We start from the raw sequence: 24,405 nt of genomic DNA on the forward strand, positions 1-24,405 counted from the left end.
ATGAAATGTCTTGCAACGATATTCAGGAAGCGATCCATCAGTATCGTCATAAAAGTTGCTAGAGTTAAAGCAAACTCAAAAAAACAGGTGAACAACAATGCCAATCTACAATGCCCCACTTGCTGATATGCGTTTTATTTTAAATGAAGTCTTTGACGCAGAACAATTTTGGCAAAGCAATGAAAAGCTGGCACATTTAGATGCTGCAACTGCCGAGGCAATTTTAGAAGAAATGGCTAAATTTGCCAAAAATGTTACGCTGCCAATCAATCGGAGTGGCGATGAACAAGGCGCACACTATGCCGATGGTAAAGTGTCTACCCCTGAAGGTTTCAAGGCAGCATTTCAACAATATGCCGAAGGTGGCTGGATTGGTCTAAGTGCCGATGAAGAATGGGGCGGTCAAAGCATGCCAAAAATGCTGACAGTCCTGTCTGATGAAATGATTTTTGCCACCAACCCGTCCTTTATGCTGTATCCACTGTTGTCGGTCGGTGCAGGCATGGCGCTCAACAGCTATGCGTCACAACAACAAAAAGAAACCTATTTACCGAAAATCTATTCGGGTGAATGGTCAGGCACCATGTGCTTAACCGAGCCACATGCGGGTACAGACTTAGGCATTATCAAAACCAAAGCAGAACCGAATGCCGATGGTAGCTACAACATTACAGGTACCAAGATTTTCATTACAGGTGGCGACCACGACCTGACCGAAAACATCATTCACCTTGTCTTGGCAAAAACGCCGAATGCACCTGCGGGTTCTCGCGGTATTTCTCTGTTTATTGTGCCGAAATACATGGTCAATCAAGATGGCTCTTTAGGTGAGCGCAATACCGTTGCACCAGGTTCAATTGAACATAAAATGGGAATCAAGGCATCTGCAACTTGTGTCATGAACTTCGATGCAGCCAAAGGTTTCTTGGTCGGCAAAGAAAATGAAGGCTTGGCGGCGATGTTCGTGATGATGAACTATGAGCGCTTGTCGATGGGGATTCAGGGTTTAGGTGCAGCTGAATTTGCCTACCAAAATGCGGCCCAATATGCCACAGACCGTTTGCAAGGGCGCAGTGCCACAGGCGTGAAAAGCCCAGAAAAACCTGCGGACAGCATTTTAGTACATGGCGATGTACGTCGCATGTTACTCAATGCCCGCGCCAATAATGAAGCATCACGTGCCTTTGCGGTATATGTCGGTCAACAGCTCGACATCACCAAGTTTTCAACCGATGCCGAAGCGGTGCGTAAAGCCAACAACCGTGTTGCCCTGCTCACCCCAATTGCCAAAGCCTATTTAACCGACACTGCATTCAATGCGGTTCTAGATGCGCAAATGTGCTTTGGCGGACATGGTTATATTGCTGAATGGGGCATGGAACAATGCATCCGTGATTTACGTATTGCCCAGATTTACGAAGGAACCAACGGCGTTCAGTCGCAAGATTTGATAGGGCGCAAGGTCATTAAAAATAACGGCGAATTCTTGTATGAATATATCGATGAAATCCGTAGTTTTGTCGATGAACTTGATACTGACCTCACCATTATTAAAGATATGACCTTAGATGCTTGCCTTGAAGTTGAGGCTTTGACACAGCGTATCATTGATCAAGCTCAAGAAGACCCTGACTTTGCCAATGCCGTTGCAGTTGATTTCTTACATGTGGTGGGCTTACTCAGCTTTGCCTATATGTTTGCCAAAATTGCCAAAGCGGCAGAGTCAAAACAAGGTGAGTTTTATGCCAATAAACTGCGTTTGGCACAATACTACATTGAAAAAGTCTTGCCTGAACTTAATAGCCGTTTTGCCAAAATCAATGCAGGTTCGAGTGTCATCATGCAGTTTGATCCAGACTACTTTACTCAACAGTAATTCAATTTCGATCTAAAAAAATGCCTGTTTATCAGGCATTTTTTTGGTTTTATGATTTGTCATCCTGTCATCACAATGCTAATTTAAGCTCATCATAGATTGTTTTAAGGTGTTTTTGCGATGCCTATTCCCAAAGATAAGACCGATCAAATACAACAGTTTCTAGATCGGGTTGGTCATTTAGCCGTAGAGAGTTTTCATTATTTAGCGCTGTTTATTATTGGCTGTATGATCGCGTGGTCTGCGGTACACACCACCATCGATATTTTTACTGAAAAAAGCTATGCCAGCATTGACGATATTTTACTGTTATTTATCTATTTAGAACTCGGTGCTATGGTTGGAATCTACTTTAAAACCAATCATATGCCTGTGCGTTTTTTAATTTATGTGGCAATTACTGCACTCACTCGCCTGCTGATTTCGGTGATTCAACATGACCATAAAGCCTCTATGGATTTAATTATTGTCACAGGTTCAATCCTGATTTTAGCTGTGGCAATTTTTATCGTGCGCTATGCTTCTTGGCATTATCCATCAGCCATTAAAGAAAAAAATGAAGTAGGCAGTAAAAAGCTACAACCGCAAGATGATGAATTGGCTTAATTGTCAGGTATAGTAACGCCGTGAAATCAAGAGAATTACAACGTGTCTAAATTAAATTTTGAACGCCTAGAACAGTTTTTTGCCAAAGTCCCGAGTGTCCAAGCCAGTCGTATTGTTGGACATGGGGATGATGGACAACATGCATGGTGGTTTAAGTTTTTTATTGATATTGAACATCCATTGGCATGGCAAACCGTACAGGAACTTGGGCATGTTTTAAATTACTTGTCGACCAATGAGCGTTTACCGACTCAGTTTTTGCCTGTCTCTCCACCACCTTATATGAATGGTGAAGCCAAAGACTTTTTGGCGTGGGTGATTCAATGCAATCATGCTGAGTTTTCACCCGATGTGGTCTGTGACTGGCTTGAAGCACGTTTGCCTAATCCTATCGAAGATGTTGAGAAATGGAAAATCAAAACCGATTTAAGCGAACTGAATAATCTGGATGACAAAGCACTGGATCAACTGATTCCACCGCAACAGTGATCATTTTGAATAAAAAAAGAGAGGCACATGACCTCTCTTTTTTTACGTTTTCATTTTTAGAATGTCGATAAACCTGACCATTCCATAAAACGATACAACGCATATTTCAATTTTGAACTGTCGGCATATTTGCTGTAATCAACACTGATTTGTCGCCCGTCCAGATTTTCCCATGCGGTATTGAAATATTTTTTGGCATTGACAAATACTGGCGTTTGGCTTGAGCCAATCACGCGCAAATCGGTTTCCAGATTATAGTTTTTTAAATTACGTGCAGTAAAATTGGCTGAACCGAGCAACAATTCAGATTGGGTCGCATTGTGCTTAAACAGCATTTTAGTATGTGCCTGCTCACCATGCGTGTCATTCCAACGCACTTGAATACCTGCATCATGCAATTCAACCGCAACTTCACGATTTGGAATACCATTTTTCTGACGACCAAAAGCATCTTTATTGGGGTCAAGCAAAACACGAACCTGCACACCACGCAGCTTGGCTTGTTTTAAAGCATCGATAATTTTGCGTTCAGACAAATAGAACATTGCCAGATCAATCTGATCTTGAGGTTTTGCCGTATTGATCATATTCAATGCAGCACGATAAATTGCCGCTTCGGTCACAACCTGCACTTGCGGTAAGCGCTTATCACCCTCTTGCTGACCAACAATCACAACGCCCATTTCACCTTGTGACATTTCAGCTACAGGTTGCTCGGAATTTAAAATATCCACAGCAACAGGCCCTGAGACCAACAACGCGACATTATCATGATGTGAACTGCCATCGTGTGGATTGGCAGAAGTGACCAGCCCTTTCCAGCCCTGATCGGTATCGACCACAATAGTTTTACGGTGATTGGCTTTGAAGTTGAGTAAATCTAAATAGCTGCGTAAGGTGACTTTGCCCTGACCAAATGGGTTGGGTAGCCATCCACCTTGCGGATTATTGCCTAAACCCTGACAGCACAAATACCAAAAACCTGACCATACAGGATTAGGCGTGCGTAGTGGTGCAAGGTTGGTTTCAATCACATCAACACCTGCCTGACGCAACTTGCGATAATGCTCAGGTGCAAGTCCACCATAAATCGAGTTAATGGGGTCAGTAATGACTTTAATTTCAACATTTGGAGATTGAATTCGTTTGCGAATCAGGGCTTGTGTCAGTTCTTGGGTCAAATGACGCTGAGGTTGGGCATTTTTGCCCATTTCATCATTAAACAAGAACATATCAATCACAATCGTGGTTTTGGCTTGCGCAACCAAACTCAAAATCTGATCAAAGATATGCTGATCCTGCTGCACTTTACCTGTGGCATCCACATAGGTTTCATCAGCCAAGAACTGTACATCGGCATGATGCAACTTTCCTGTGTAATCAATGCCACGAGGGAGCGGTTTGACTGTGTGATAGACCGCAGAAGAGGCATAACCCAGAAATAAAATACCGACAAACAACCCCGCATAATGGCGGGGAGACCATTGTAACTTATCATGAATTTTGTGAAATATACGCATAAAAATAAACCTAGCCGAATAGTCTCAGGCTAGGTTTTCTCTTCAATTTTTTCAAGAGTAATTTCGTGATGGGAAGCACTCCTGTCACGAATTGGGCTTAAATCTTAGAAGTTAAAATCTACCCCGACCGTAAAGTTACGTCCGACTTGCGGCACATTGGCAAGGAATGATTCATGCTGATAAACATTGGCATCGAGCAAGTTATTGGCCTGTGCATATAAACGATAACCTGTTTTTGCATTCACCTGACCTGTATATGCCAAACCTAGATTCAGCATGTTGTAGCCTTTGGTATCAGTTTCATAATTGGCAATATCATCCTGATTAAACACATGATAATACTCTGCACTTGCCGAGTAGCCATCGCCAAAGTCCGCTTTGAAACGTGTGCCTAAGCGTCCACCTGGAACACGTGGGGCATTGCCATCGTTATCTAGCTTACCGCGTACATAATCCCCAAACAGACCTGCATTCCAGACTGGAGAAAGTTGATAGCTCAGATCAGCATCGACCCCATAGAAACGCGCCTGAGTTTGGCTATACTGAATTAAGCGAAAATCATCATATTGATCCAGCGTTTTGGCATAAATAAAGTTTTCAAACCAGTTTTGAAACACACTGACGTTATATTTCAAACGGTCATTGTCAAAGTGCAGCCCCAGTTCAAGGTTATTGGATTGTTCTTTATCAAGGTTGTCATCGCCCAATTCATAGGTATTGGTCGCCATGTGTTTGCCATCTGAATACAACTCTTGTGCCACAGGCAAACGCTCTTGATGTGATGCAGTCAAAGACAGTTTATAGTTTGGAATAAACTCCCAACTGGTTGAACCTGCAATCGAATAAGCCGTACCACTGTAATCTTTTTGAGTTGAATCAATATTGATATTTTGCTGGTCAATTCGTGATGACACTTCAAAATTCAGGTTATTGATCTGCTTTTGTTGTAAGGCAAACAGACTGTATTTTTTGCTGGTGTTGGGATTCATCAACGATTCATCACCATCAATACTGAGTTTTTGCTGAGTAAATTGCGTTCCAATTTGCCCTGTCCAACCCGCCCAAGGATTATTGCTCAAGGTAATACGCGCATCTGTGCCTTTGCTATTAAAGGTCGTGTCTGGCGTGTCCCCATCCATTTCGGTATGTTGATAATCGGTATAGTTAGCTTGAGCAGAGAGTTTGTTAAAACCTGCAAATGGGTCATTCAACTCAGTTTTAATGTCATAGCGTTTTTCTTTGAGGTTAATCCAACCTTGTGCATCATCACCGCCACCCGTTGCTGTACCACAATTGGTTAAACTGCTGCCGCTACGTTCACACGTGCCGTACAGCTCATTGTCGGCAGGAATACCATATTGATCATGACGCTGGCTAAAGGAAATCCCTGTATAACCACGGTCATAAATCCATGACAACCCTACGTTGTAATCTTTAGAATCGGCAAAAGTGCTGTCTTGGCGACGGCTATCGCTTTGTAAATCTTTCGGCAAAATATAGTTATTGGCGTCACGTTTTAAACCTCCCAAACGTAGGGCAAACTGATCTCCCAGTCCAATCGTGGCATTGCCTGAGTACAACAGTTCATCGCTACCTGAGTTATAGCGCACCGCTGCGCGACCTGTATAACCACCTTCAGGCATTTGAGTCGGAATCTTGTCATCGACCACATTGATCAGACCACCAACCGATCCTGCGCCATACAACAACGCTTCAGGGCCTTTTAAAATCTGAATTTCCTGTGCCGAGTTTGGATCAACCGTCACCGCATGGTCAGGTGAAACACTCGATACATCAAGTGCATCGCCACCGTTTTCAGTAATTTTAACTCGCGCACCATCTTGCCCACGAATCACAGGACGACTTACCCCGCCAGTGTATTGTGCTGAATACACGCCTGCCTGACCATTTAAGGCATTGCCAATAGTGGTTGCCCCTGCGATTAAGGTTTTTTGACCCACAACTGCATCGCCTGCACTGCTATTCACCGTTGATTTTTTATCGGCATGAACCTGAATAGTCGGTAAATCATTTTCTGTAACAGGCGCATCTTGTGCCATGACCTGCTGAATGGTCAGTGATAAAACCGAAAGGGCAAACACATGTTTCTTAAAATGCATTGTAGGCATCCAGTGCTAAATTTGTTGTAATATTATAACGTATCAATTTATTTGCAAGACCCATTCGTACTTTATCCATAATTCCGTTAAACTTCTGCTTTTCGATTTCTCTGACATATTTATGGCATTTACTGTGTCGCATATGCTGATTGCGCCTGTAATTTATCGGCTCAGCCAAAGAAAACTGCCATTGGCTGCGGCTGCTATCGGTTGTATGACACCTGATCTCATTCGCCTGTTTACCCCAAAAGATGTCATGCTGAGTCATTTATGGCAGGGCTTAATTTTCCCCGACTTGTTGATTGGTTTGCTGGCTTCGGGACTGTGGTATCTGCTATATCGCCCTGTGATTTTTACAGGACTGGGAATAAATTCCCCTTTACATTTAAATAGCTTAAAGCAACAAAGTGTCTTTTGTGTGACAACGATTTGTGCATTACTCCTCGGAACTATTAGTCATTTTATCTGGGACAGCTTTACCCATGTCGATGCACGCACTTGGTTAGCCCGTGATTTCTTAGAGCAACGCATTGGGCTATTTGACCATCATTTCCCGATGCATCGGCTGTTACAAATCGGGACATCCGTACTGGCTTTGCCTTGGTTATGGATGTGGACAAAGCGTTATATTGCAGATCATCGACAAGTGACTCCTACAACCTTACAACGCCAATTTTTACAACGCTTATCCATAAACTCATTGCTGTGTGGAATGGCAATGCTGAGTTTTTATCTGTTCAATCATGCTGAGCTTTGGGGAAATCTCTACGAGTTAAGTGGTCGCAGTTTTAAAGCCTTTGTGCAAGGCTGGCTGGTCTGTTTTACTGCGGGTTGTGGTTTATTTTTATGGAAATATTCACAAATTCAAGCGGCTAAAAAATCGCTCCCTCCGTCTTAAGTCGTCTTAGCCATGGTTTTTTCGCGCTAAACCTTGAGCAACATGGTCTAAAAGGGCATAATCGCTGATTGATTCGCGGTACGCTGTTTACGTATACGCTCCTATTGCCAATATAGTTTGGATTTAAAAAACATGATGCGAACTCATTACTGCGGTTCTTTAACCGAAGCCCAAATTGACCAAACCGTGACTCTATGTGGTTGGGTACACCGTCGTCGCGATCACGGTGGTGTCATCTTCCTCGACATGCGTGACCGTGATGGTCTTGTTCAAGTGGTTATTGACCCAGATACGCCTGAAGCTTTCGCAACCGCAGATAAAGCACGTTCTGAATTTGTATTAAAAATTACAGGTCGTGTACGCCGCCGTTATGCAGGCACAGAAAATGCCAACATGGTGAGTGGTCAAATCGAAGTTTTGGGTAAAGAGATTGAAGTTCTTGCAACTTCTGAAACTCCTCCATTCCCACTTAATGACGACAACACCAATATTTCTGAAGAAATTCGTTTGAAATACCGTTTCTTGGACATCCGTCGTCCTGAAATGTTAGATCGTTTACGCTTCCGTTCTAAAGTCACCAACTTGATCCGTAACTATTTCGAAGATCATGGTTTCTTGGACGTTGAAACACCGATCTTAACTCGCGCAACACCAGAAGGTGCGCGTGACTATTTAGTGCCAAGCCGTGTTTCAAATGGTAGCTTCTATGCACTTCCACAATCACCACAATTGTTCAAACAGTTGTTGATGGTCGGTGGTATTGACCGTTATTACCAAATCGCAAAATGTTTCCGTGACGAAGACTTGCGTGCGGATCGTCAGCCTGAATTTACCCAAATCGACGTTGAAACATCGTTCATGAGTGACGATGACATCATGGATTTAATGGAAGGCTTAACGGTTAAAATGTTCAATGAATTATTGAATGTTAAATTCGATAAATTTGAACGTATGACTTATGCAGACGCGATGCGTGACTATGCATCTGACAAACCAGATATGCGTATTCCGTTGAAATTGGTTGACGTTGCAGACCTCATGCAAGACGTTGAGTTCAAAGTCTTCGCTGGCCCTGCAAAAGACCCTAAAGGTCGTATTGTTGCGCTTCGCGTACCAGGTGCAGGTGCACTTCCACGTAGCGCCATCGACGAATACACCAAATTCGTTGGCATCTACGGTGCGAAAGGTTTGGCTTACATCAAAGTCAATGAACTCGAAAAAGGCATCGAAGGTCTTCAATCTCCAATCGTGAAATTCATCGAGCCAATCGTGCTAGATTTGTTGAAACGTGTTGGTGCTGAAAATGGCGACATCGTCTTCTTCGGTGCAGACAAAGCCAAAGTTGTCAATGATGCTATGGGCGCACTTCGTGTGAAGATTGGTCATGACATGAACCTTGCAACTTGCGAATGGGCACCGCTTTGGGTCGTTGACTTCCCAATGTTCGAAGAAACTGACGATGGCAAGTGGACATCTGTTCACCATCCGTTCACTTTACCTAAATCTTCTGTTGAAGAAGTGAAGAACAACCCAGGTGAAGCATTGTCTGTTGCTTACGACATGGTGCTGAACGGTACTGAAATCGGTGGTGGTTCACTGCGTATCTATACTTTAGAAATGCAAAAAGCAATTTTTGAAGCGCTAGGTATTGGTGAAGAAGAAGCAGAAGAAAAATTCAGCTTCTTATTGAATGCTTTACGTTATGGTGCGCCTCCGCACGGTGGTTTGGCATTCGGTCTTGACCGTTTGATCATGTTGATGACTGGTGCATCTTCGATTCGTGATGTGATTGCATTCCCGAAAACCAAAACTGCTGAATGTCCGTTGACTCAAGCACCTGCACCAGTTGAAGCCAATCAATTGCGTGACCTAGGCATCCGTTTACGTGAAAAACCAAAAGCTGAAGCCAAAGAAGCTTAAGTTTTTGTCGATAAGACCCTGCTTCGGCAGGGTTTTTTTATGGTAATTGAGATTGACTCTCTATAGTGGCATAATAAGCTGCTTTTTTTTATGTTAGGTGAAAACCATGGCTATGCGTCCAGAAGTGCGCCGCCGTTCGTTGGTGGTGATTGTGTTTTCTTTAGCCCAATGGGGTATCATGACCTATATTATTCATAATCAACTCATGAATATCACCACTCACCAACGTATTTTATATTTCTGTTTCAGCAGTTTATCTGCTGCCCTGCTAATTTTCTGTGCCTTGATTTATATGGTACTGAAAGGTAATGCGGATAACCAATAAAACCTCGATTCTTGTTCATCTTCTCATTATGGAACAGTAACATTGCGCCATTCATCTTTAAAAATCTTGCACATTGCAAATTTCAAAACTGACAATAATGGCTCAATGTTTTATAACACCGATGCCAAGATTCAACATGGTTTAATTGAACTTGGGCACTATGTCCATGCTTTTGACTATAAGTATATGGTCAGAAAAAGTAATATTTTCAACACCACTTCTCTCTCTCATAAAAAAACACACCAACAACTGATTGAACTTTGTCAAAATATTCATTTTGACCTGATTTTAATTGGGCATATTCATTTACCTAAAGAATTACTCAAACAACTCAAAGCAATTCACCAAGCCAAAGTTGCCATGTGGTTCGTTGACCCGATTAATGAGCCTCACCGTCTCGATCATTTCAAAGAGATGCACAGTGAAGTCGATCATGTCTTTGTGACAACGGCAGGTCAGCATTTACAGAATCTATCTGAAGTTTGTGATCATCCTGTGTTTGCTTTTACCCCGAACCTAAGTTTGCATTCAATCGAGTACGCACGTGAAGACTGGCTTAAATTTGACTACGACTGTATTTTTTGCGGTTCAAATAGCAAATACCCTGAGCGTGAGCAATTTATTAGCCATTTAACTGAGCAGCTTCCTCAGTTCAAATTTAAGCTTGGTGCATGTTTAGGACAACCGTCTTTATTTGGGCATGAATACCAAGCTGCGGTGCGTAGCAGTTTAATGGGCATCAACTACTCAAAATATAATGATATTTATATGTATAGTAGTGACCGTCTGGCTCAACTCACAGGCATGGGCTGTCTGGTTTTTAGCGCAGAAACGCCTGGGATGACTGAATTATTTCCTGAAAATAGTCTGGTGTACTTTAAAGACACGTCTGATTTACTGGAAAAATTAAAATACTACCATGAGCACCCTGAGCAGGCCGTTGAGATCGCGCAGCGTGGCTATGCGCTTGCACACTCAACCTTTGAAGCGAAAAACATTTTGCAGCAATGGCTCAATTTAATTGATCAAAAATCACTAAACTCACCTTGGCAAGCTGAAATCTACGCGAAAGGACAACGTATTGCTCATGTCTAAGTCCTCGAAAGTTCTATTTATTTGTATTTCTCTCAAGCAAAGCTTAGAACGTCGTAAAGCGATAGAGCTTGAGTTTAATAAATTGCGCCAAGCGGTTTCTGATATTGAAATTGAGCTTGAATTTTTTGACGCGATCTATGGTAAAGACTTATCTTCTGAAACACTTGCATTGATTAATATTGCACGTGAACAAGCTGGTCAGTGTAAACGTCCAATGAGTACAGGCGAAATCGGTTGTATGCTCAGTCACCTATTTTTGTGGCAACGGATTTCAGAACAGCGCTATGCGAATTATGATCGTGTGGTGATTATTGAAGATGATGTCTATCTTGCAGCACATCATCAATATACAGCACAATTACACAGCATACTTCATCATCCTGCCGAGTTTATTTTTCTCAGCGGACACTCTAAAAAAGCCCGTACCCGCATTTTAGGCTATGTCTCAGAAGATCAGACTCATTTCAATATGCTTGGCTCTCGTTATCAATACACGATGGCATGTGCCTATAGCGTGACTCCAAACGAAGCAAGTAAACTGGTCAGAAAAATGTTGGCAAAGACTACAGTTGCCGATGACTGGAAATATCTACTCTCAGAAAAATCAGAAATTCCATATTATTATTTCTTTGAACAAGGTGGTGAAAATGACAGTACCATTGAAGCTGTCGATCAAAACCGCCAAGCATTCTTAGCACAATATAAAGAAAATCGTTTTGCTAAAAATGCTTGTAAAATATGGCAAGATTTTTTAACGTACTTAAAATGCTATTCTCATATTTTTAAAATTCGACGCTTAAGCAATTTTATTCAAAAATTAAAATAAACTAGGGCTTGTCATCATTTGAGGAAATAGCTCAAAAATGAGTATATTTATGCTCAAATTTGAATGTTTAACAAACAGTCTGATTGTTTATTGAACAAAATAAGAGCTAATTTTCCTCATAAAATGAAATGAGGACACGCCCTAAACTAAATAATAACTTTTAAATTTTATACAAAAAAAATATACTAAATCATATTTAAACTTATTTAATCAAGTAGCATGAACTCACTTTACGAGCTATATATTATCCCAATCTTAGTGATATGTATTTATAGTGCTAGTGCTTTACTAGCTAAAATCCCACCCAAATATTGTAAAAATTTCGATTCACTTTCACGAAACTCACCTTTAGATAGCTTAAGGGGTATTCTGGCTTTAAGTGTGCTTTCACATCATTTTTACATTACCTATATATGGAAAGTTACAGGAAAATGGAGCAGTCCGAACAACAATATTTTGGATAATTTGGGAGCAATTCCTGTATCATTCTTCTTTCTTATTACTGGATATTTGTTTATCAATAAAATCAAAAAAAACAATATCAATTGGAAATCACTTTATATTTCAAGAATAAGAAGAATATTACCACTATACCTGTTTGTAAGCTCAATTGTTATCTTAATTACACTAATTTCAATTTCACCGCAACCATCTCTAAAACACATATTAGAATGGATAAGTGGTTGGTTAATTTTTAGAGGCGGCTCTTTAGAAGACTTCAAAAGTAGCTTAATTATTGCTTCAGTAAATTGGTCACTACTTTATGAATGGGGATTTTATTTCTCACTCCCTATTATCCATCTAATTTTCAATAAGAAAATGAATTTCACTTGGCTAACACTTTTTACAACGCTTTTATTCATCATTATTTTCATAAAAACCAATAAGTTTCTTTATTGCCTTTTTATTTTTTCCTATTTTTCAATAATTTCAAAAAATATAATTAAAGAAATCTTAGAAAAATACATGAAGTACATTTCCATTCTTATAATAACATTATTAATTTATTGTTTTACATCAACTAAAGCATATTCAATTAATCAGCAAGTTATAATTTCAATAATTTTTATTTTCATCACCAATAGCAATAATTCTTTTAAAATACTCCAAAGCCGTGGAGTAAAAATTTTAGGAGATATTAGCTATAGTATATATTTACTTCATGGATTAATTTTATATATTAATTTCACCATATTAAATTACTTTAATTTTAAATCAGAAATTATTTACTACTATCTGGTTTTCCCTGTAATTTTTACTTTAACAATTTTAGTATCATTACTTAGTTATAAATATATCGAATTACCTTTTTTAAAAAGAAAAGCTGAATAAGATCAGCTTTTCTTTAAAAAATTTTCTTATACCACTGTTTAATTTTTGGCTTTTTAACTACGCGTCCAATATCATTAAATGCAGTCGACGAAATAAAACCTTCTGTTGAAAAGCAGCCATTTAGCACATCATCACAGCGTTGCAAGAATAGTTTGACGTTGTCGGCATGCCGGCTTTGAAATAAATGATAGACACTGTTCGCAAATACAGTACCGATACCATAATAGCCATAGTTACCCAATAGCCAAATACCTTCACGAGGTTCACGCTCGAAACAGGTTGGATATAAAGTCCGATAACGAATCCCTTTTTTCTCTGCAATATAAGCCAGTTGTTCAGCAACATCCGCCTTTTTATTTTGCATGAATGAAGGTTTACCCAATGCTTGATAACAGGATGGTGTAATAAAAAAGAACGCAGGTGAGGCAAAAATATGGGTCGCAGGGTGAATATGGTTCGATGCTTGAGCACAACCTAAAAAGGTATTATTCTGATAAACATACTGGGCTGATTGCTCAACAATTTCACGATTTAAAGGAATCAGGTCTGGCTCAATAATCGCGACCACTTTTGCTGCAGACTGACCAATGACACGATCAAGCCATTCACCATGTGGCATATTTTCTTCGGTATATTTTACATTTAGCCCCAAATGCTGCATCACCTTTTTATGAGCAGCCAAAATATCCCGATCAAAGTTGTCCCAATGAAAGGAATGAAATTCAACTTCATCTAAAGATAGATTATTCATATATATTTACTCAATTTACAATCAAATTTATTGATTAAACCTATCTAATCAATAAAAACCTTTTTAAATTTACGCATGACTGCATGGCAATTATAGCTTTCACTATAGCAATCCCAATCATTATTTGGAAGGTTTTTAAAATTCAATAAAATATCTATTAAATCATCCGTATTATTATATATTAAAGCTTTATCGCCCAAAATATCTAAATGGCTATTTTCATCACTCCCTCCCCAAGTCAAAATTGGCTTATTTTTGATTGAAAATTCACCAATTGCTATGCCAAAACTTTCGCCTTGTTTTCTTGCATGTAAATATGCATTACAAGTATTAATAAATTTTGTTTTATAATTTAAGTCAGTATTAGCAGGAAGAAAAATAATATTTTTATATGGACGAAATATACTCTTTCTAACAAATGGTTTTGTTCCCATGAATAAAAAATAAATATTTTTATCCTTTCTTGAAAATTTTGAAATAAATTTATGAACAAATTTTAAATCAAATGTACCTTCCCCTCCATATCTGCCAAAAACTAAAGCATCCTCAGGAATTCCAAGCTCTTCTCTTAAGTCACCAGAAATATTAGGTAAATTAATCATGTGTGGAACAAAAGGTGCTATGCCTCCTGTCATTTCCTGTGATAGCCATTCCGACACATAAGCATATACATCACCATAAGGTTCATAAACTTTAAAAACAGCATGAATAACGGTCTTAATATTATGACTAATTACATTATCTTTTTTTCCAGAGTTGATTACATACAATAAATCCGACTGTGTTGCTTTAACAACATTATCAATTTGATTAGTATCGGTATAAGAGTACACTTCAAAATTTTTACTAAATCGATCAATTGCAGGTTGAAAATTATTTGGATTATTTTCCTGATATAAGATAACTGATTCATTTCCTAAAATTTCCTGATTATACCAAGCATAATCAAATAATGATGTTGTTGTTCCCCTGTAAGAAAGTTGATTTTCATGAAATAATATTTTCACTCTTACCTCAATACTTTAAAATTAATATAAGTTTAGTTATAAATACCAAGATAAATCTTGGTATTTTCAAAATTTTATTCAATAAATCCTAGGGCGTGTCCTCATTTCATTTTATGAGGCAAATTAGCTCTTATTTTATTCAATAAACAACCAGATTGTTTGTTAAATATTCGAATATGAGCATAAATATACTCATTTTTGAGCTATTTCCTCAAATGAGGACAAGCCCTAATGTTTATCACTATAATAGCTGAGAACATGCTCAACAAACTGATTATGTGCCTTAGCCGTCTGCTCAAAACAGTATTTCTCTAAAGCTTCTTTCTTGCCTTGTTGAGCAAACTTCAAAGCTTCGTCTGGATGCTGAATTAAATATTCAATACCGTCTGCAAGACTTTGCGCATCATCAGCTTTGGCACACCAAGCATTGACACCATGTTTTGCAGTTTGGCGAATACCAATGTGATCTGTGGTAATCAGGGTTTTACCCCATGCAAATGCATCTAAAATCCCAATGCCCTGAATTTCAGTAATCGAAGGCAACGCGACAATGTCGGCATTTTGCAATAATGCAATTTTATCTTCACCCCCAATCCAACCTGGGAAACTGACTTTATCAAGAAGTTGTAACTGCTCAGCCTGATGCTTATAAGTCGGGAGCATCTCACCCTGACCTGCCAGCACTGCGCTAAAATCAATCCCCTTATTACGCAAAATCGCTAAAGCATCGATTAGTACATGCACGCCTTTATTGGGCACCATCCGCGTTAACATCACAATACTCGGTGGAATACGAATTGGATGTGGCTCAGCAACAACTTTAGGTAAATACGTTAAGTTCGAAATCACCTGTTGTGGTTTAGCTGCGCGCTCTTCAGGCGTTTGGCGTTTTTGCACCAACTCTTGGACATACGGCGTAATATGAATAAAGGCATCGGCACGCAAAGTCCGTTTGACATTATGACTATGATTGACCGCAATCACAGGAATTTTTTTGGACATGCCCAACATCGCATTTTTGAACAACCAAACTGCCTTACCGCTATGTGCAATAATCACATCAGGCTGTTGTTGCTCAATGAATTTACGAATTTTTAATGCTGCTGTAATGCTATAAAAACCTTTGTTCGGAATAACGCTAATTGGCCATTCACCACTTTTAAGATGCTGGTTTTCAGTACCACGTAGCAAAACCACTTCATGCCCAAAACTTTTTAAAGTATTGGCAATGTCCAGCATGGCTTGCCAGCGACCACCCGTTGCATCACCATAGACTGCATTCAGAACTTTCATATGCTTTCCTTAAAACAATGCTTGAGCTGCACGTGCCTGAGCGAAAGTCGCAGCTTCCTGATCTTTTGCAGTCAATTTAAGCTGCATACCTGCTTCAACTGGCCATTCAATTGCAAGTTCAACATCATTCCACACCAAACTACGTTCACACTCTTTTGCATAATAATCTGTTGTTTTATATAAAAACTGCGTGTTGTCTTCCAAAGCAATAAAACCATGTGCAAAACCCGCAGGAATCCAGAACTGACGCTGATTTTCACCTGTGAGTTCAACACCTACCCATTGCCCAAACGTTGCTGAGTCTTGACGAATATCAACTGCCACATCCCATGCACGACCTTGCACGACACGTACAAGCTTGCCTTGAGCATGCGGATTTAACTGGTAATGTAAACCACGCAATACCCCTTTTTGTGACATAGAATGATTATCTTGCACAAAGCTTGGAATCGGGAGATTACGTTCCGCCAAAGCCTGTTCAAAGTTTTTCTGATTAAAGCTTTCCATAAACCAACCACGTTCATCAGCAAAAACCCGTGGCTCAAAAATCAGTAAATCTTTAATTTTAGTTTCAATAATATTCATGCGACTTGACTCAATTGGGCTAATTTAGACGTGTTTGGTTTGGTGCTCTTGGTGCAGTTTTAACAAATACTGACCATAACCTGTTTTTTTAAAGAAATTGGCACGTTCTAACAATTGATCAGGGCTGATCCAACCATTGTTAAATGCAATTTCCTCTAGACATGCAACTTTAAGCCCCTGACGATGCTCTACAGTTTGCACAAACTGGCTTGCATCAAGCAATGAGTCATGAGTGCCTGTATCTAGCCAAGCGAAACCACGTCCAAGTAATTCAACATTGAGCTGATTTTGTTGTAAATACACATTATTCACATCGGTAATTTCAAGTTCACCACGTGGCGATGGCTGAATATTCTTTGCGATTTCAACAACGCTATTGTCATAGAAATATAAGCCTGTCACCGCATAATTTGATTTTGGCTGTACAGGCTTTTCTTCAATACTGATCGCCTTTCCTGTTGAGTCGAATTCCACAACACCAAAACGTTCAGGGTCATTGACATAATAACCAAATACGGTTGCACCTGAGGTCTGTGCTGAAGCACGTTTCAATTGTTGGCTGAAGCTTTGACCATAAAAAATGTTATCGCCTAAAATCAGACAGACATTGTCCTGACCAATAAATTCTTCGCCCAAAATAAAGGCTTGTGCCAAACCATCGGGTGATGGCTGAACCTTATAAGATAACTGGATACCCAGTGCTTCACCTGTACCCAGTAATTTTTCAAAGTTTGGTAAATCTTCAGGCGTTGAAATAATCAGAATTTCAGAGATTCCTGCCAGCATAAGCACAGACAATGGATAGTAAATCATTGGCTTATCGTAAATGGGCAACAACTGTTTCGATGTTCCCATGGTAATTGGATACAAGCGTGTCCCTGAACCACCCGCAAGAATAATACCTTTACGTTTGATCTGACTCATACGATGATTTCTCCTAAAACTTGTTCCACACCTTGCTGCCAATGTGGCAAATGCAGATGGAATTGTTGTTGTAATTTTTGAGTATTTAAACGTGAATTTAACGGGCGCTTGGCAGGTGTCGGATAGGCTGTTGTGGCAATTGGGTTCACCTGTTGCAACTTTAAGACTAAACCTTTTTGTCGCGCGACATCAAAAATAAACTGTGCATATTCATACCACGAGGTTTCACCCGAAGCCGCAAGATGATAATGCCCACACAAGTGTTGCTCCTGTTCATTGTCTTGCAAGTTGTAATAACGAATTGCCTGTGCCGTAACATCTGCGATCAATGCTGCACCTGTTGGCGCACCAATCTGATCAGCAATAATATTCAGTTCTTCTTTAGCTTGCGCTAAACGGAGCATGGTCTTAATAAAGTTCTGACCGTGCGTACCGTACACCCAAGAGGTACGGAAATTGATAAATTTTACTGCACTTTGCTCAAGTGCCAGTTCACCTGCACGCTTGGTTTGACCATAGACATTTTGCGGTGCAGTTGCATCTTGCTCTTGCCATGCCGTCACACCTTCTCCAGAGAATACATAATCTGTAGAGTAATGAATCAACAGGGCATTCACTGCTTGGCACTGTTCAGCCAAATGCTTGACAGCTAAATGATTAATCAGGTCAGCTTGTTCAACTTCTGCTTCAGCCTTGTCGACAGCCGTATATGCTGTTGCATTGACTACGACATCTGGCTGAACTTGCTGAATCAGTTGAGTGATGGCTTCAAAATTCGCAATATCACCACACAGCCCTTGTAAATTGGCATGGCGATCTAAAGCCATCACTTCACCTAAAGGCTGCAAAGCACGTTGTAGCTCCCAACCCACCTGACCATTTTTGCCCAATAAAAGAATTTTCATTGATGATTCCTTATTGAACAGATTCAGTATGGTACTGCTGATTCAGCCAGTTTTTATACTCACCACTTTGCACGTGAGCAACCCACTCCTGATTGTTTAGATACCACTCGACCGTTTTACGTAAACCTGTTTCAAAGCTTTCTTGTGGTACCCAACCCAAGTCTTTTTGAATCTTGCTGGCATCAATCGCATAACGCAAATCATGTCCTGGGCGATCCGTCACATAAGTAATCAGGTCTTGATAATGGGCAATACCTTCTGGTTTATTTGGTGCAAGTTCTTCTAAAAGCTGGCAAACAGTTTTAACCACATCAATATTTTTTTGCTCGTTGTGACCGCCGATGTTATAAGTTTCACCGACTTGTGCCTGAGTCACCACTTGATACAGCGCACGTGCATGGTCTTCCACATAAAGCCAGTCACGAATTTGCTGACCATTCCCATAAACAGGTAAAGCACGACCATTCAAGGCATTCAGAATAATCAGTGGAATCAGTTTTTCAGGAAAGTGGAACGGTCCATAATTATTGGAGCAGTTTGTAATTAGTACAGGTAAACCATAAGTACGGTACCATGCACGAACTAAATGGTCAGAACTGGCTTTACTGGCTGAATACGGTGAACTTGGTGCATATGGCGTGGTTTCAAGGAATAAATCTTCTGTACCTTCCAAATCACCATAGACCTCATCGGTTGAAATATGATGAAAACGGAATGCCTGCTTTTTCTCACCGATCTGCTCGTTCCAATACTGGCGAGCAGCTTCAAGTAATTGATAAGTCCCTAAAATATTGGTTTCAATGAAAGCAGCCGAGCCTGTAATTGAACGATCTACATGTGACTCAGCAGCTAAATGCATCACCACATCAGGCTGAAAATCTGAAAACAATTGATCAAGTGCAGTGCGATCACAAATATCGGTTTGGGAAAATTGATAACGCGTACTTTGCGCAATGCTGGATAAAGACTCCAAATTTCCCGCATATGTCAGTTTATCGACATTTAAAACTTCATCTTGAGTATTTTGAATAATATGGCGAATAACAGCCGAACCAATAAAGCCCGCCCCACCTGTGACTAAAATTTTCATCTTAAAATCGGAACACTAAAAATTCTGCTTAGTATAACCAATTCTCTACCGACAACAGTTAAGAAATCATGGAGATTGCAATTTAGTCACTAACAAAGAGTTGTTGATGGAGTTGCCCTGCCAACATTTCACTCGGCTCAATGGCTAAGGTCTGCTGCTGCTCGGCTTTAAATGTACTATTAAGCTGTGCAATAGAAATGACTTGCAAAAGCTGCTGTTGACTCAAACGCTGAAGTACATTTTGGAATTTTTCATCGGGTTGCCAGTGTTCAGGCAAATAAGCCACTACAGGACGCATAGCGGTCACACTTTCCATCATCATCGACATTGAATCAGCACTGCAAAACACGCGTGTTGAAACTGCCAAAAACTGATGTAACACTGAGCGTGGCTGCTCTGACCACCACACCACATCGGCAATCCCCTCAAAGTTGAGATATTGCTGTAAAATTTTCTCAGCCTGTTGCCCTGTACGACGTGAAGTACTCAATAACCATTTAATGCGATGCTGACGTGCCAGCAGATTCATTTGCTTTGCCAGTTGTACCCAGTCTTGTTGCTGATACTGCGCGCCCGCACCATCGCCACCAATCAGCATCGTCCACACTGGCTGCTCAACATGCGGATGCTCAGATCGCCAAACTGTTGCATGCTGCGCTAAAGTTGCCTGACTTAAAGGCATCGGGGATACAGGCAGATTAATAAATGGTTTTGGTAAATCAGGTTCTAATACCAAAATCGCATCAAACAATTCAGCTTTGAGCTGACGCAGTGAACCACAGAAAATATTTTTTGCATCCAGTGCTTTAGATAACCAAACAATGGCATAGGCACTATTTCCGCCCGCACCAATCACAATATCTGGACGACCACTGGGTAAAGCATCCCCCTGATAAAACTGATGAATTTTTTCTGCTTTAGGAATTTTACAATTTAATAACCAAGTCAAAGGGCGACGATAAAACTTATGTTTCAGTGTCAGCTCAATCCAGTGTACATCTAACTCGAAATCACGTTCGAGTGCGAACAATACCCCTTTGGACTGATTAAAATGCCCTGGCACACCATCGCTGATGACCCATACTGTTTTCTTGGTGTTTTGCTGGTCATGCATGGCTCAGTTCCTGATAAACCTGTAGGGTATTGCTTAATACCGCATTTAAGGTCAATTGCTGCTCGGCACGTTGATAAATTGCTTCGGACTGCTGAGTGAGCTGTTCAAACTGCTGAACATGGTGTTGAATTAACTCATGTAATGCAGTGACATCATTGGCAGGGCAAATCAGTTCTGGCGGTAAGATTTCTGCCACCATACCCACATCGGTTGAAATGACGGGACAATGTACCAATAAGGCTTCCGCCAAAGTATAAGGCCCACCTTCATTACGTGATGAAATCACCAAAAAATCTGCCTGCTGCATCAATGCACTAATATCATTACGATGTCCAAGCAATTCAATCCGATCTGCTAAAGCATACTGCTGAATTTTTTCTTGCAGTAAATCTCGATCTGGCCCATCTCCTACAATCCAAAGCTTGGCATCAATGCCTTGCCATGCTTCAACCAGCAAATCAAAACCTTTGGCTGGTACTAAACGTGCAACGGCAATCGCTTGTAAAGGTTGATGAGATTGTTTTTGTGCGGTTTGTAATGTTGGGGGTTGAATGCCATTTAAGACCACGCGTACACGATCTTGCTGAGCAAACTGATTCGCCACTCGTCGGCTTACAGCAATAATTCGGTCATATTTTTCAAATGCTTGCACGTTGCGTTTTAAGTTATGCAGTGTCGCCACACTGGGAATTTTCAGCCATTTCAGCATTGGGGCAATCATTGAAACGGCTTTGTTGGCTTGCACATGCAGGACATCCGCATGCGTGGCTTTAATAGTCTGATACAACTGCCACAGTAAAATCGGATTTTTACGGCTTTTACTCAAATCCAAAGCTTTAAATTCAACACCCTGAACACGCTCTGCATACTTTTCATGGGCAATCAGCGTGACTTTCTGCCCGATCTGAGCCAGACCATTCGCCAGTTCTACCACATGTTTTTCCAAACCGCCTTCTTCGTCACCCGCCATGACCATACAAATGTGCATTATTTTTCTCTCTTTTATAGCCCACGTTGACCCAGTTTCAGGCGACATTTCACTGCAAACATCGAATCTTTACCACTGATCTTAATGCGTTGTAACTGCATAAAATCAGGCTGCTGTGCATCAATCCCCTCTTTGGTGGTCACGGCATTCTGATAACCTGCCTGTTTTGCCAGTTCAACATCACGCTGACTATAAATCCCAAAGGGATAGGCAAAACTCGTCACGGGTTGCTCAATCATCTGTTCGAGCTGTTGCTTGGATTCTGCCAATTCATGCAAACATTCTGCATCATTGAGCTTATCCAAATTGGCATGAGTCAAGGTATGTGAACCAATTTCAACTAAACCACTGTTTGCCAAAAATCGAACTTGTTCATCATTAAGTTTTGGCTCACGTGCCAACTCACCACTGTTATGATGGGCTTTTTTATAGGTTGACCAATCACGATCATGGCGATCAACCACCACATAAATGGTTGCTTTAGCTTGGTATTTTTCTAAAATGGGATAAGCATTTTCAAGGTTATCTAAATAACCATCATCAAAGGTAATCGCCACGGTTTTTTCAGGATGCTTGCCCCAATTGTCCTGAAGTTCCCGCATAGTGACAAAGTGAAAACCTTGCGCTTTCATCCATGCTACTTGTTTCTCAAATTCGGCAGGAGTCACACGCAGTTTATTAAATTTAGCACCATCAATATGCTCACGCACCATGTGATACATCAAGACACGCGGACGTTTCCAATCGATTGCAGGTTTCCACCACGCATATTTATAACTAAATGCCATCACCGCAAGCAGCACAATCAGAGCCAAATAAATCACAGGGTTAACCTAACAAGATTGAAGTAAATATGTTGCCACACGCTCTGCTTCTTTAAAAGCGCTTGCCGCAGGCAGTTGTTGTAAATGGGTGGTCGATGAGACATATTGTTTTTGTAATAACCCATCCACTGCATGAGCAATACGGTCTTGCTTAAGCCGATCAATCTCAATCAATCCAACACGACAACCTGCGGTCAGTGCCTCATAAATCATCGACACACTGTCTTCAGTGACCCAAACTGCTTCGGCTTTTTGCATTTCTTCAAAAATCCAGCCTTGAGGGGTTTGCTCCACAGGGAAAATCTGGAGCTGTGCTGCATAAGGTTGCTGCTGTAACTGTACTAAAAAATCACTCGGAGTACGACGTGATGTGGTTAAGATGATCGTTGCTTGTGGCTGCTGCTCAGCAATTTTTTGAATGGCAGTGAATACTTTTTCAGTATTCCAACCGTGACGTTTAGATGAGCCACCTAAAGCAATCAAGATTCGGTTGGCTTGATGACGCTGCTGATTGACAATCGGATTGAGTGCCCCTTGGGTCACAATGACTTTGTCCGATGCAGGCACAGCGTCATGCTCAGGAATCACCGCATAATCAAAACACCCTAAAGGTAAACTCGGCTTCATTAAAATCACCGTTTTGGCTTTAGGATAAACTTTCCCTATCAGCCACACGCGTAAATGGGTATGACTTCCAACACCAAAAATAAACGTTGGGGTTTGTTCAAGCTGAGCACACTTCCGAGAAAAAATAGCGCCAATCAAACTCAAAACTGGCAAATCAGCAACCGAGATTTCCTGAAAAGAGCAATCTGCATGTTGGCGCTGCATGGCCTGATACAATCCCAAGGCTTGGGAACGGTGCCCCGCCTTACCATCACTGATATACACCACATGCATACTGATTTTTCCACTCGCATAAAAAAAGCGAAACCAAAGTTTCGCTCTTATCTTAACTGATTCAACTTATTTTACGTAAGTTAACCAGTCTTCGTATTTCGGATTTTTACCTTGAACAGCATCAAAGTAAGTTTTTTGAATCAATGTCGTAATTGGACCACGGCAACCTTCACCAATTTGACGGTCATCGTATTCACGAATCGGAGTTACTTCCGCAGCAGTACCTGTAAAGAATGCTTCATCAGCGATGTAGAATTCATCACGCGTAATACGGCGCTCAATCACTTCAATGCCTAAATCTTTAGCAATCGTAATAATGGTTTGACGGGTAATACCATCAAGCGCACCGCCTGCAATATCAGGCGTATGTAATTGACCATCTTTTACCAAGAACACGTTTTCGCCAGAACCTTGGCAAACGTAACCTTGAGGATCCATCAACATTGCTTCGTCGTAGCCTGAATGTGCCACTTCCTGATGCGCAAGAATAGATAACGTATAGTTACCAGATGCTTTTGCTTTACACATAGTCACGTTTGGATGGTGGTGTGTAAATGAAGAAGTCTTCACGCGAATACCTTTCGCCATCGCTTCTTCACCCAAATATGCACCCCAGCCCCATGCTGCAACTGCTGCATGAATGGTATTGTCAGTTGCTGCAATACCGAGTTTTTCTGAACCAATCCAAATAAGCGGACGTAAATAGCAAGAAGCCAATTTATTTTCACGTACCACGTCGATTTGTGCTTGCTCTAACGTTGCTTGATCAAATGGGACTTTCATTTGATAAATTTTTGCAGAGTTAAGCAAACGTTTGGTGTGTTCTTTTAAACGGAAAATCGCAGTTCCTTTTGGTGTTTCATAGGCACGGACACCCTCAAACACGCCCATACTGTAGTGTAATGTATGGGTTAAGACGTGAATTTTTGCATCACGCCAATCTACTAATTTTCCATCTTGCCAAATAAAACCATCACGATCAGCCAAATTCACGGCACACACTCCAAATTTTCACAT

Annotated in this window: 23 protein-coding genes; 9 read left to right on the top strand and 14 right to left on the bottom strand. The window is 40.7% G+C overall.

Annotation, left to right across the window (positions count from 1 at the left end):
• Positions 1 to 97: 97 nt before the first annotated feature.
• The 3 genes from LVY74_RS08475 (at position 98) to LVY74_RS08485 (ending at position 2,971) form a co-directional block, all read left to right on the top strand.
• Positions 98 to 1,876: an acyl-CoA dehydrogenase C-terminal domain-containing protein gene (locus LVY74_RS08475; protein WP_237814718.1), complete on the top strand. Its 1,779-nt coding sequence runs from the start codon at positions 98 to 100 to the stop codon at positions 1,874 to 1,876.
• Positions 1,877 to 1,996: 120 nt separating this feature from the next.
• Entirely contained in the window at positions 1,997 to 2,482 is a 486-nt protein-coding gene (locus LVY74_RS08480; RefSeq protein ID WP_237814719.1) for a phosphate-starvation-inducible protein PsiE, read from the top strand.
• Positions 2,483 to 2,524: 42 nt separating this feature from the next.
• On the top strand, positions 2,525 to 2,971 hold the full coding sequence (locus tag LVY74_RS08485; RefSeq protein ID WP_237814720.1) for a hypothetical protein: 447 nt from the start codon (positions 2,525 to 2,527) through the stop codon (positions 2,969 to 2,971).
• A 56-nt stretch (positions 2,972 to 3,027) separates the two neighbouring features.
• Here the strand turns inward: LVY74_RS08485 and LVY74_RS08490 are convergent, their stop codons facing one another.
• Complete coding sequence (locus LVY74_RS08490; RefSeq protein WP_237814721.1) at positions 3,028 to 4,491, bottom strand: phospholipase D family protein; 1,464 nt, start codon at positions 4,489 to 4,491, stop codon at positions 3,028 to 3,030.
• Positions 4,492 to 4,595: 104 nt separating this feature from the next.
• Entirely contained in the window at positions 4,596 to 6,611 is a 2,016-nt protein-coding gene (znuD, locus tag LVY74_RS08495; protein WP_237814722.1) for a zinc piracy TonB-dependent receptor ZnuD, read from the bottom strand.
• A gap of 121 nt (positions 6,612 to 6,732) precedes the next feature.
• On the opposite strand from znuD, the gene LVY74_RS08500 reads away from it, so the two are divergent.
• From LVY74_RS08500 to LVY74_RS08525, 6 genes are all read left to right on the top strand, one after another.
• Positions 6,733 to 7,509, top strand: coding sequence for a DUF4184 family protein (locus tag LVY74_RS08500; protein WP_237814723.1), 777 nt, complete (start codon positions 6,733 to 6,735; stop codon positions 7,507 to 7,509).
• Positions 7,510 to 7,641: 132 nt separating this feature from the next.
• Positions 7,642 to 9,429, top strand: coding sequence for an aspartate--tRNA ligase (aspS, locus tag LVY74_RS08505; protein ID WP_237814724.1), 1,788 nt, complete (start codon positions 7,642 to 7,644; stop codon positions 9,427 to 9,429).
• A 106-nt stretch (positions 9,430 to 9,535) separates the two neighbouring features.
• Positions 9,536 to 9,754: a hypothetical protein gene (locus LVY74_RS08510; RefSeq protein WP_151708580.1), complete on the top strand. Its 219-nt coding sequence runs from the start codon at positions 9,536 to 9,538 to the stop codon at positions 9,752 to 9,754.
• 42 nt (positions 9,755 to 9,796) lie between these two features.
• Complete coding sequence (locus LVY74_RS08515) at positions 9,797 to 10,849, top strand: glycosyltransferase family protein (protein WP_237814725.1); 1,053 nt, start codon at positions 9,797 to 9,799, stop codon at positions 10,847 to 10,849.
• Positions 10,842 to 11,675 (top strand): glycosyltransferase family 25 protein, encoded by an 834-nt coding sequence (locus tag LVY74_RS08520; RefSeq protein WP_237814726.1) that lies wholly within the window; start codon positions 10,842 to 10,844, stop codon positions 11,673 to 11,675. The genes LVY74_RS08515 and LVY74_RS08520 overlap by 8 nt, the downstream gene beginning before the upstream one ends.
• A 219-nt stretch (positions 11,676 to 11,894) precedes the next feature.
• Positions 11,895 to 13,007: an acyltransferase family protein gene (locus tag LVY74_RS08525; protein ID WP_237814727.1), complete on the top strand. Its 1,113-nt coding sequence runs from the start codon at positions 11,895 to 11,897 to the stop codon at positions 13,005 to 13,007.
• 13 nt (positions 13,008 to 13,020) lie between these two features.
• Here LVY74_RS08525 and LVY74_RS08530 read toward each other — a convergent pair whose 3' ends face one another.
• The 12 genes from LVY74_RS08530 to LVY74_RS08585 all read right to left on the bottom strand — a co-directional run bounded on the left by LVY74_RS08530 (position 13,021) and on the right by LVY74_RS08585 (position 24,381).
• Positions 13,021 to 13,758 carry a hypothetical protein gene (locus LVY74_RS08530; protein ID WP_237814728.1) on the bottom strand — a complete coding sequence of 246 codons (738 nt, stop codon included), beginning with the start codon at positions 13,756 to 13,758 and terminating at the stop codon, positions 13,021 to 13,023.
• 44 nt (positions 13,759 to 13,802) lie between these two features.
• A complete protein-coding gene (locus LVY74_RS08535) occupies positions 13,803 to 14,765 on the bottom strand; it encodes a hypothetical protein (protein ID WP_237814729.1) in 963 nt (320 codons plus the stop codon).
• A 228-nt stretch (positions 14,766 to 14,993) separates the two neighbouring features.
• Positions 14,994 to 16,058 carry a glycosyltransferase family 4 protein gene (locus LVY74_RS08540; RefSeq protein WP_237814730.1) on the bottom strand — a complete coding sequence of 355 codons (1,065 nt, stop codon included), beginning with the start codon at positions 16,056 to 16,058 and terminating at the stop codon, positions 14,994 to 14,996.
• 9 nt (positions 16,059 to 16,067) lie between these two features.
• The gene (gene rfbC / locus LVY74_RS08545) at positions 16,068 to 16,643 is read right to left on the bottom strand and encodes a dTDP-4-dehydrorhamnose 3,5-epimerase (RefSeq protein ID WP_237814731.1); all 576 of its coding nucleotides are present in this window, start codon (positions 16,641 to 16,643) and stop codon (positions 16,068 to 16,070) included.
• Positions 16,644 to 16,667: 24 nt separating this feature from the next.
• Positions 16,668 to 17,567 carry a glucose-1-phosphate thymidylyltransferase RfbA gene (gene rfbA, locus LVY74_RS08550; protein WP_237814732.1) on the bottom strand — a complete coding sequence of 300 codons (900 nt, stop codon included), beginning with the start codon at positions 17,565 to 17,567 and terminating at the stop codon, positions 16,668 to 16,670.
• Positions 17,564 to 18,472 carry a dTDP-4-dehydrorhamnose reductase gene (gene rfbD / locus LVY74_RS08555; protein ID WP_237814733.1) on the bottom strand — a complete coding sequence of 303 codons (909 nt, stop codon included), beginning with the start codon at positions 18,470 to 18,472 and terminating at the stop codon, positions 17,564 to 17,566. Before rfbD ends, rfbA begins: the two co-directional genes overlap by 4 nt.
• 10 nt (positions 18,473 to 18,482) lie before the next feature.
• Positions 18,483 to 19,562: a dTDP-glucose 4,6-dehydratase gene (gene rfbB / locus LVY74_RS08560; RefSeq protein WP_237814734.1), complete on the bottom strand. Its 1,080-nt coding sequence runs from the start codon at positions 19,560 to 19,562 to the stop codon at positions 18,483 to 18,485.
• Between the two features lie 82 nt (positions 19,563 to 19,644).
• Positions 19,645 to 20,676: an ELM1/GtrOC1 family putative glycosyltransferase gene (locus tag LVY74_RS08565; RefSeq protein ID WP_237814735.1), complete on the bottom strand. Its 1,032-nt coding sequence runs from the start codon at positions 20,674 to 20,676 to the stop codon at positions 19,645 to 19,647.
• Positions 20,669 to 21,664: a glycosyltransferase gene (locus tag LVY74_RS08570; protein WP_237814736.1), complete on the bottom strand. Its 996-nt coding sequence runs from the start codon at positions 21,662 to 21,664 to the stop codon at positions 20,669 to 20,671. The genes LVY74_RS08565 and LVY74_RS08570 overlap by 8 nt, the downstream gene beginning before the upstream one ends.
• Positions 21,665 to 21,678: 14 nt before the next feature.
• A complete protein-coding gene (locus tag LVY74_RS08575; protein ID WP_269090990.1) occupies positions 21,679 to 22,452 on the bottom strand; it encodes a polysaccharide deacetylase family protein in 774 nt (257 codons plus the stop codon).
• A gap of 45 nt (positions 22,453 to 22,497) precedes the next feature.
• On the bottom strand, positions 22,498 to 23,388 hold the full coding sequence (locus tag LVY74_RS08580) for a mitochondrial fission ELM1 family protein (RefSeq protein ID WP_237814738.1): 891 nt from the start codon (positions 23,386 to 23,388) through the stop codon (positions 22,498 to 22,500).
• Between the two features lie 66 nt (positions 23,389 to 23,454).
• Complete coding sequence (locus tag LVY74_RS08585; protein ID WP_045794425.1) at positions 23,455 to 24,381, bottom strand: branched-chain amino acid transaminase; 927 nt, start codon at positions 24,379 to 24,381, stop codon at positions 23,455 to 23,457.
• Positions 24,382 to 24,405: the final 24 nt, after the last annotated feature.

Origin of the sequence: Acinetobacter sp. ME22 (assembly GCF_022012315.1) — a bacterium.
Taxonomy (GTDB): Bacteria; Pseudomonadota; Gammaproteobacteria; order Pseudomonadales; family Moraxellaceae; genus Acinetobacter; species Acinetobacter brisouii_A.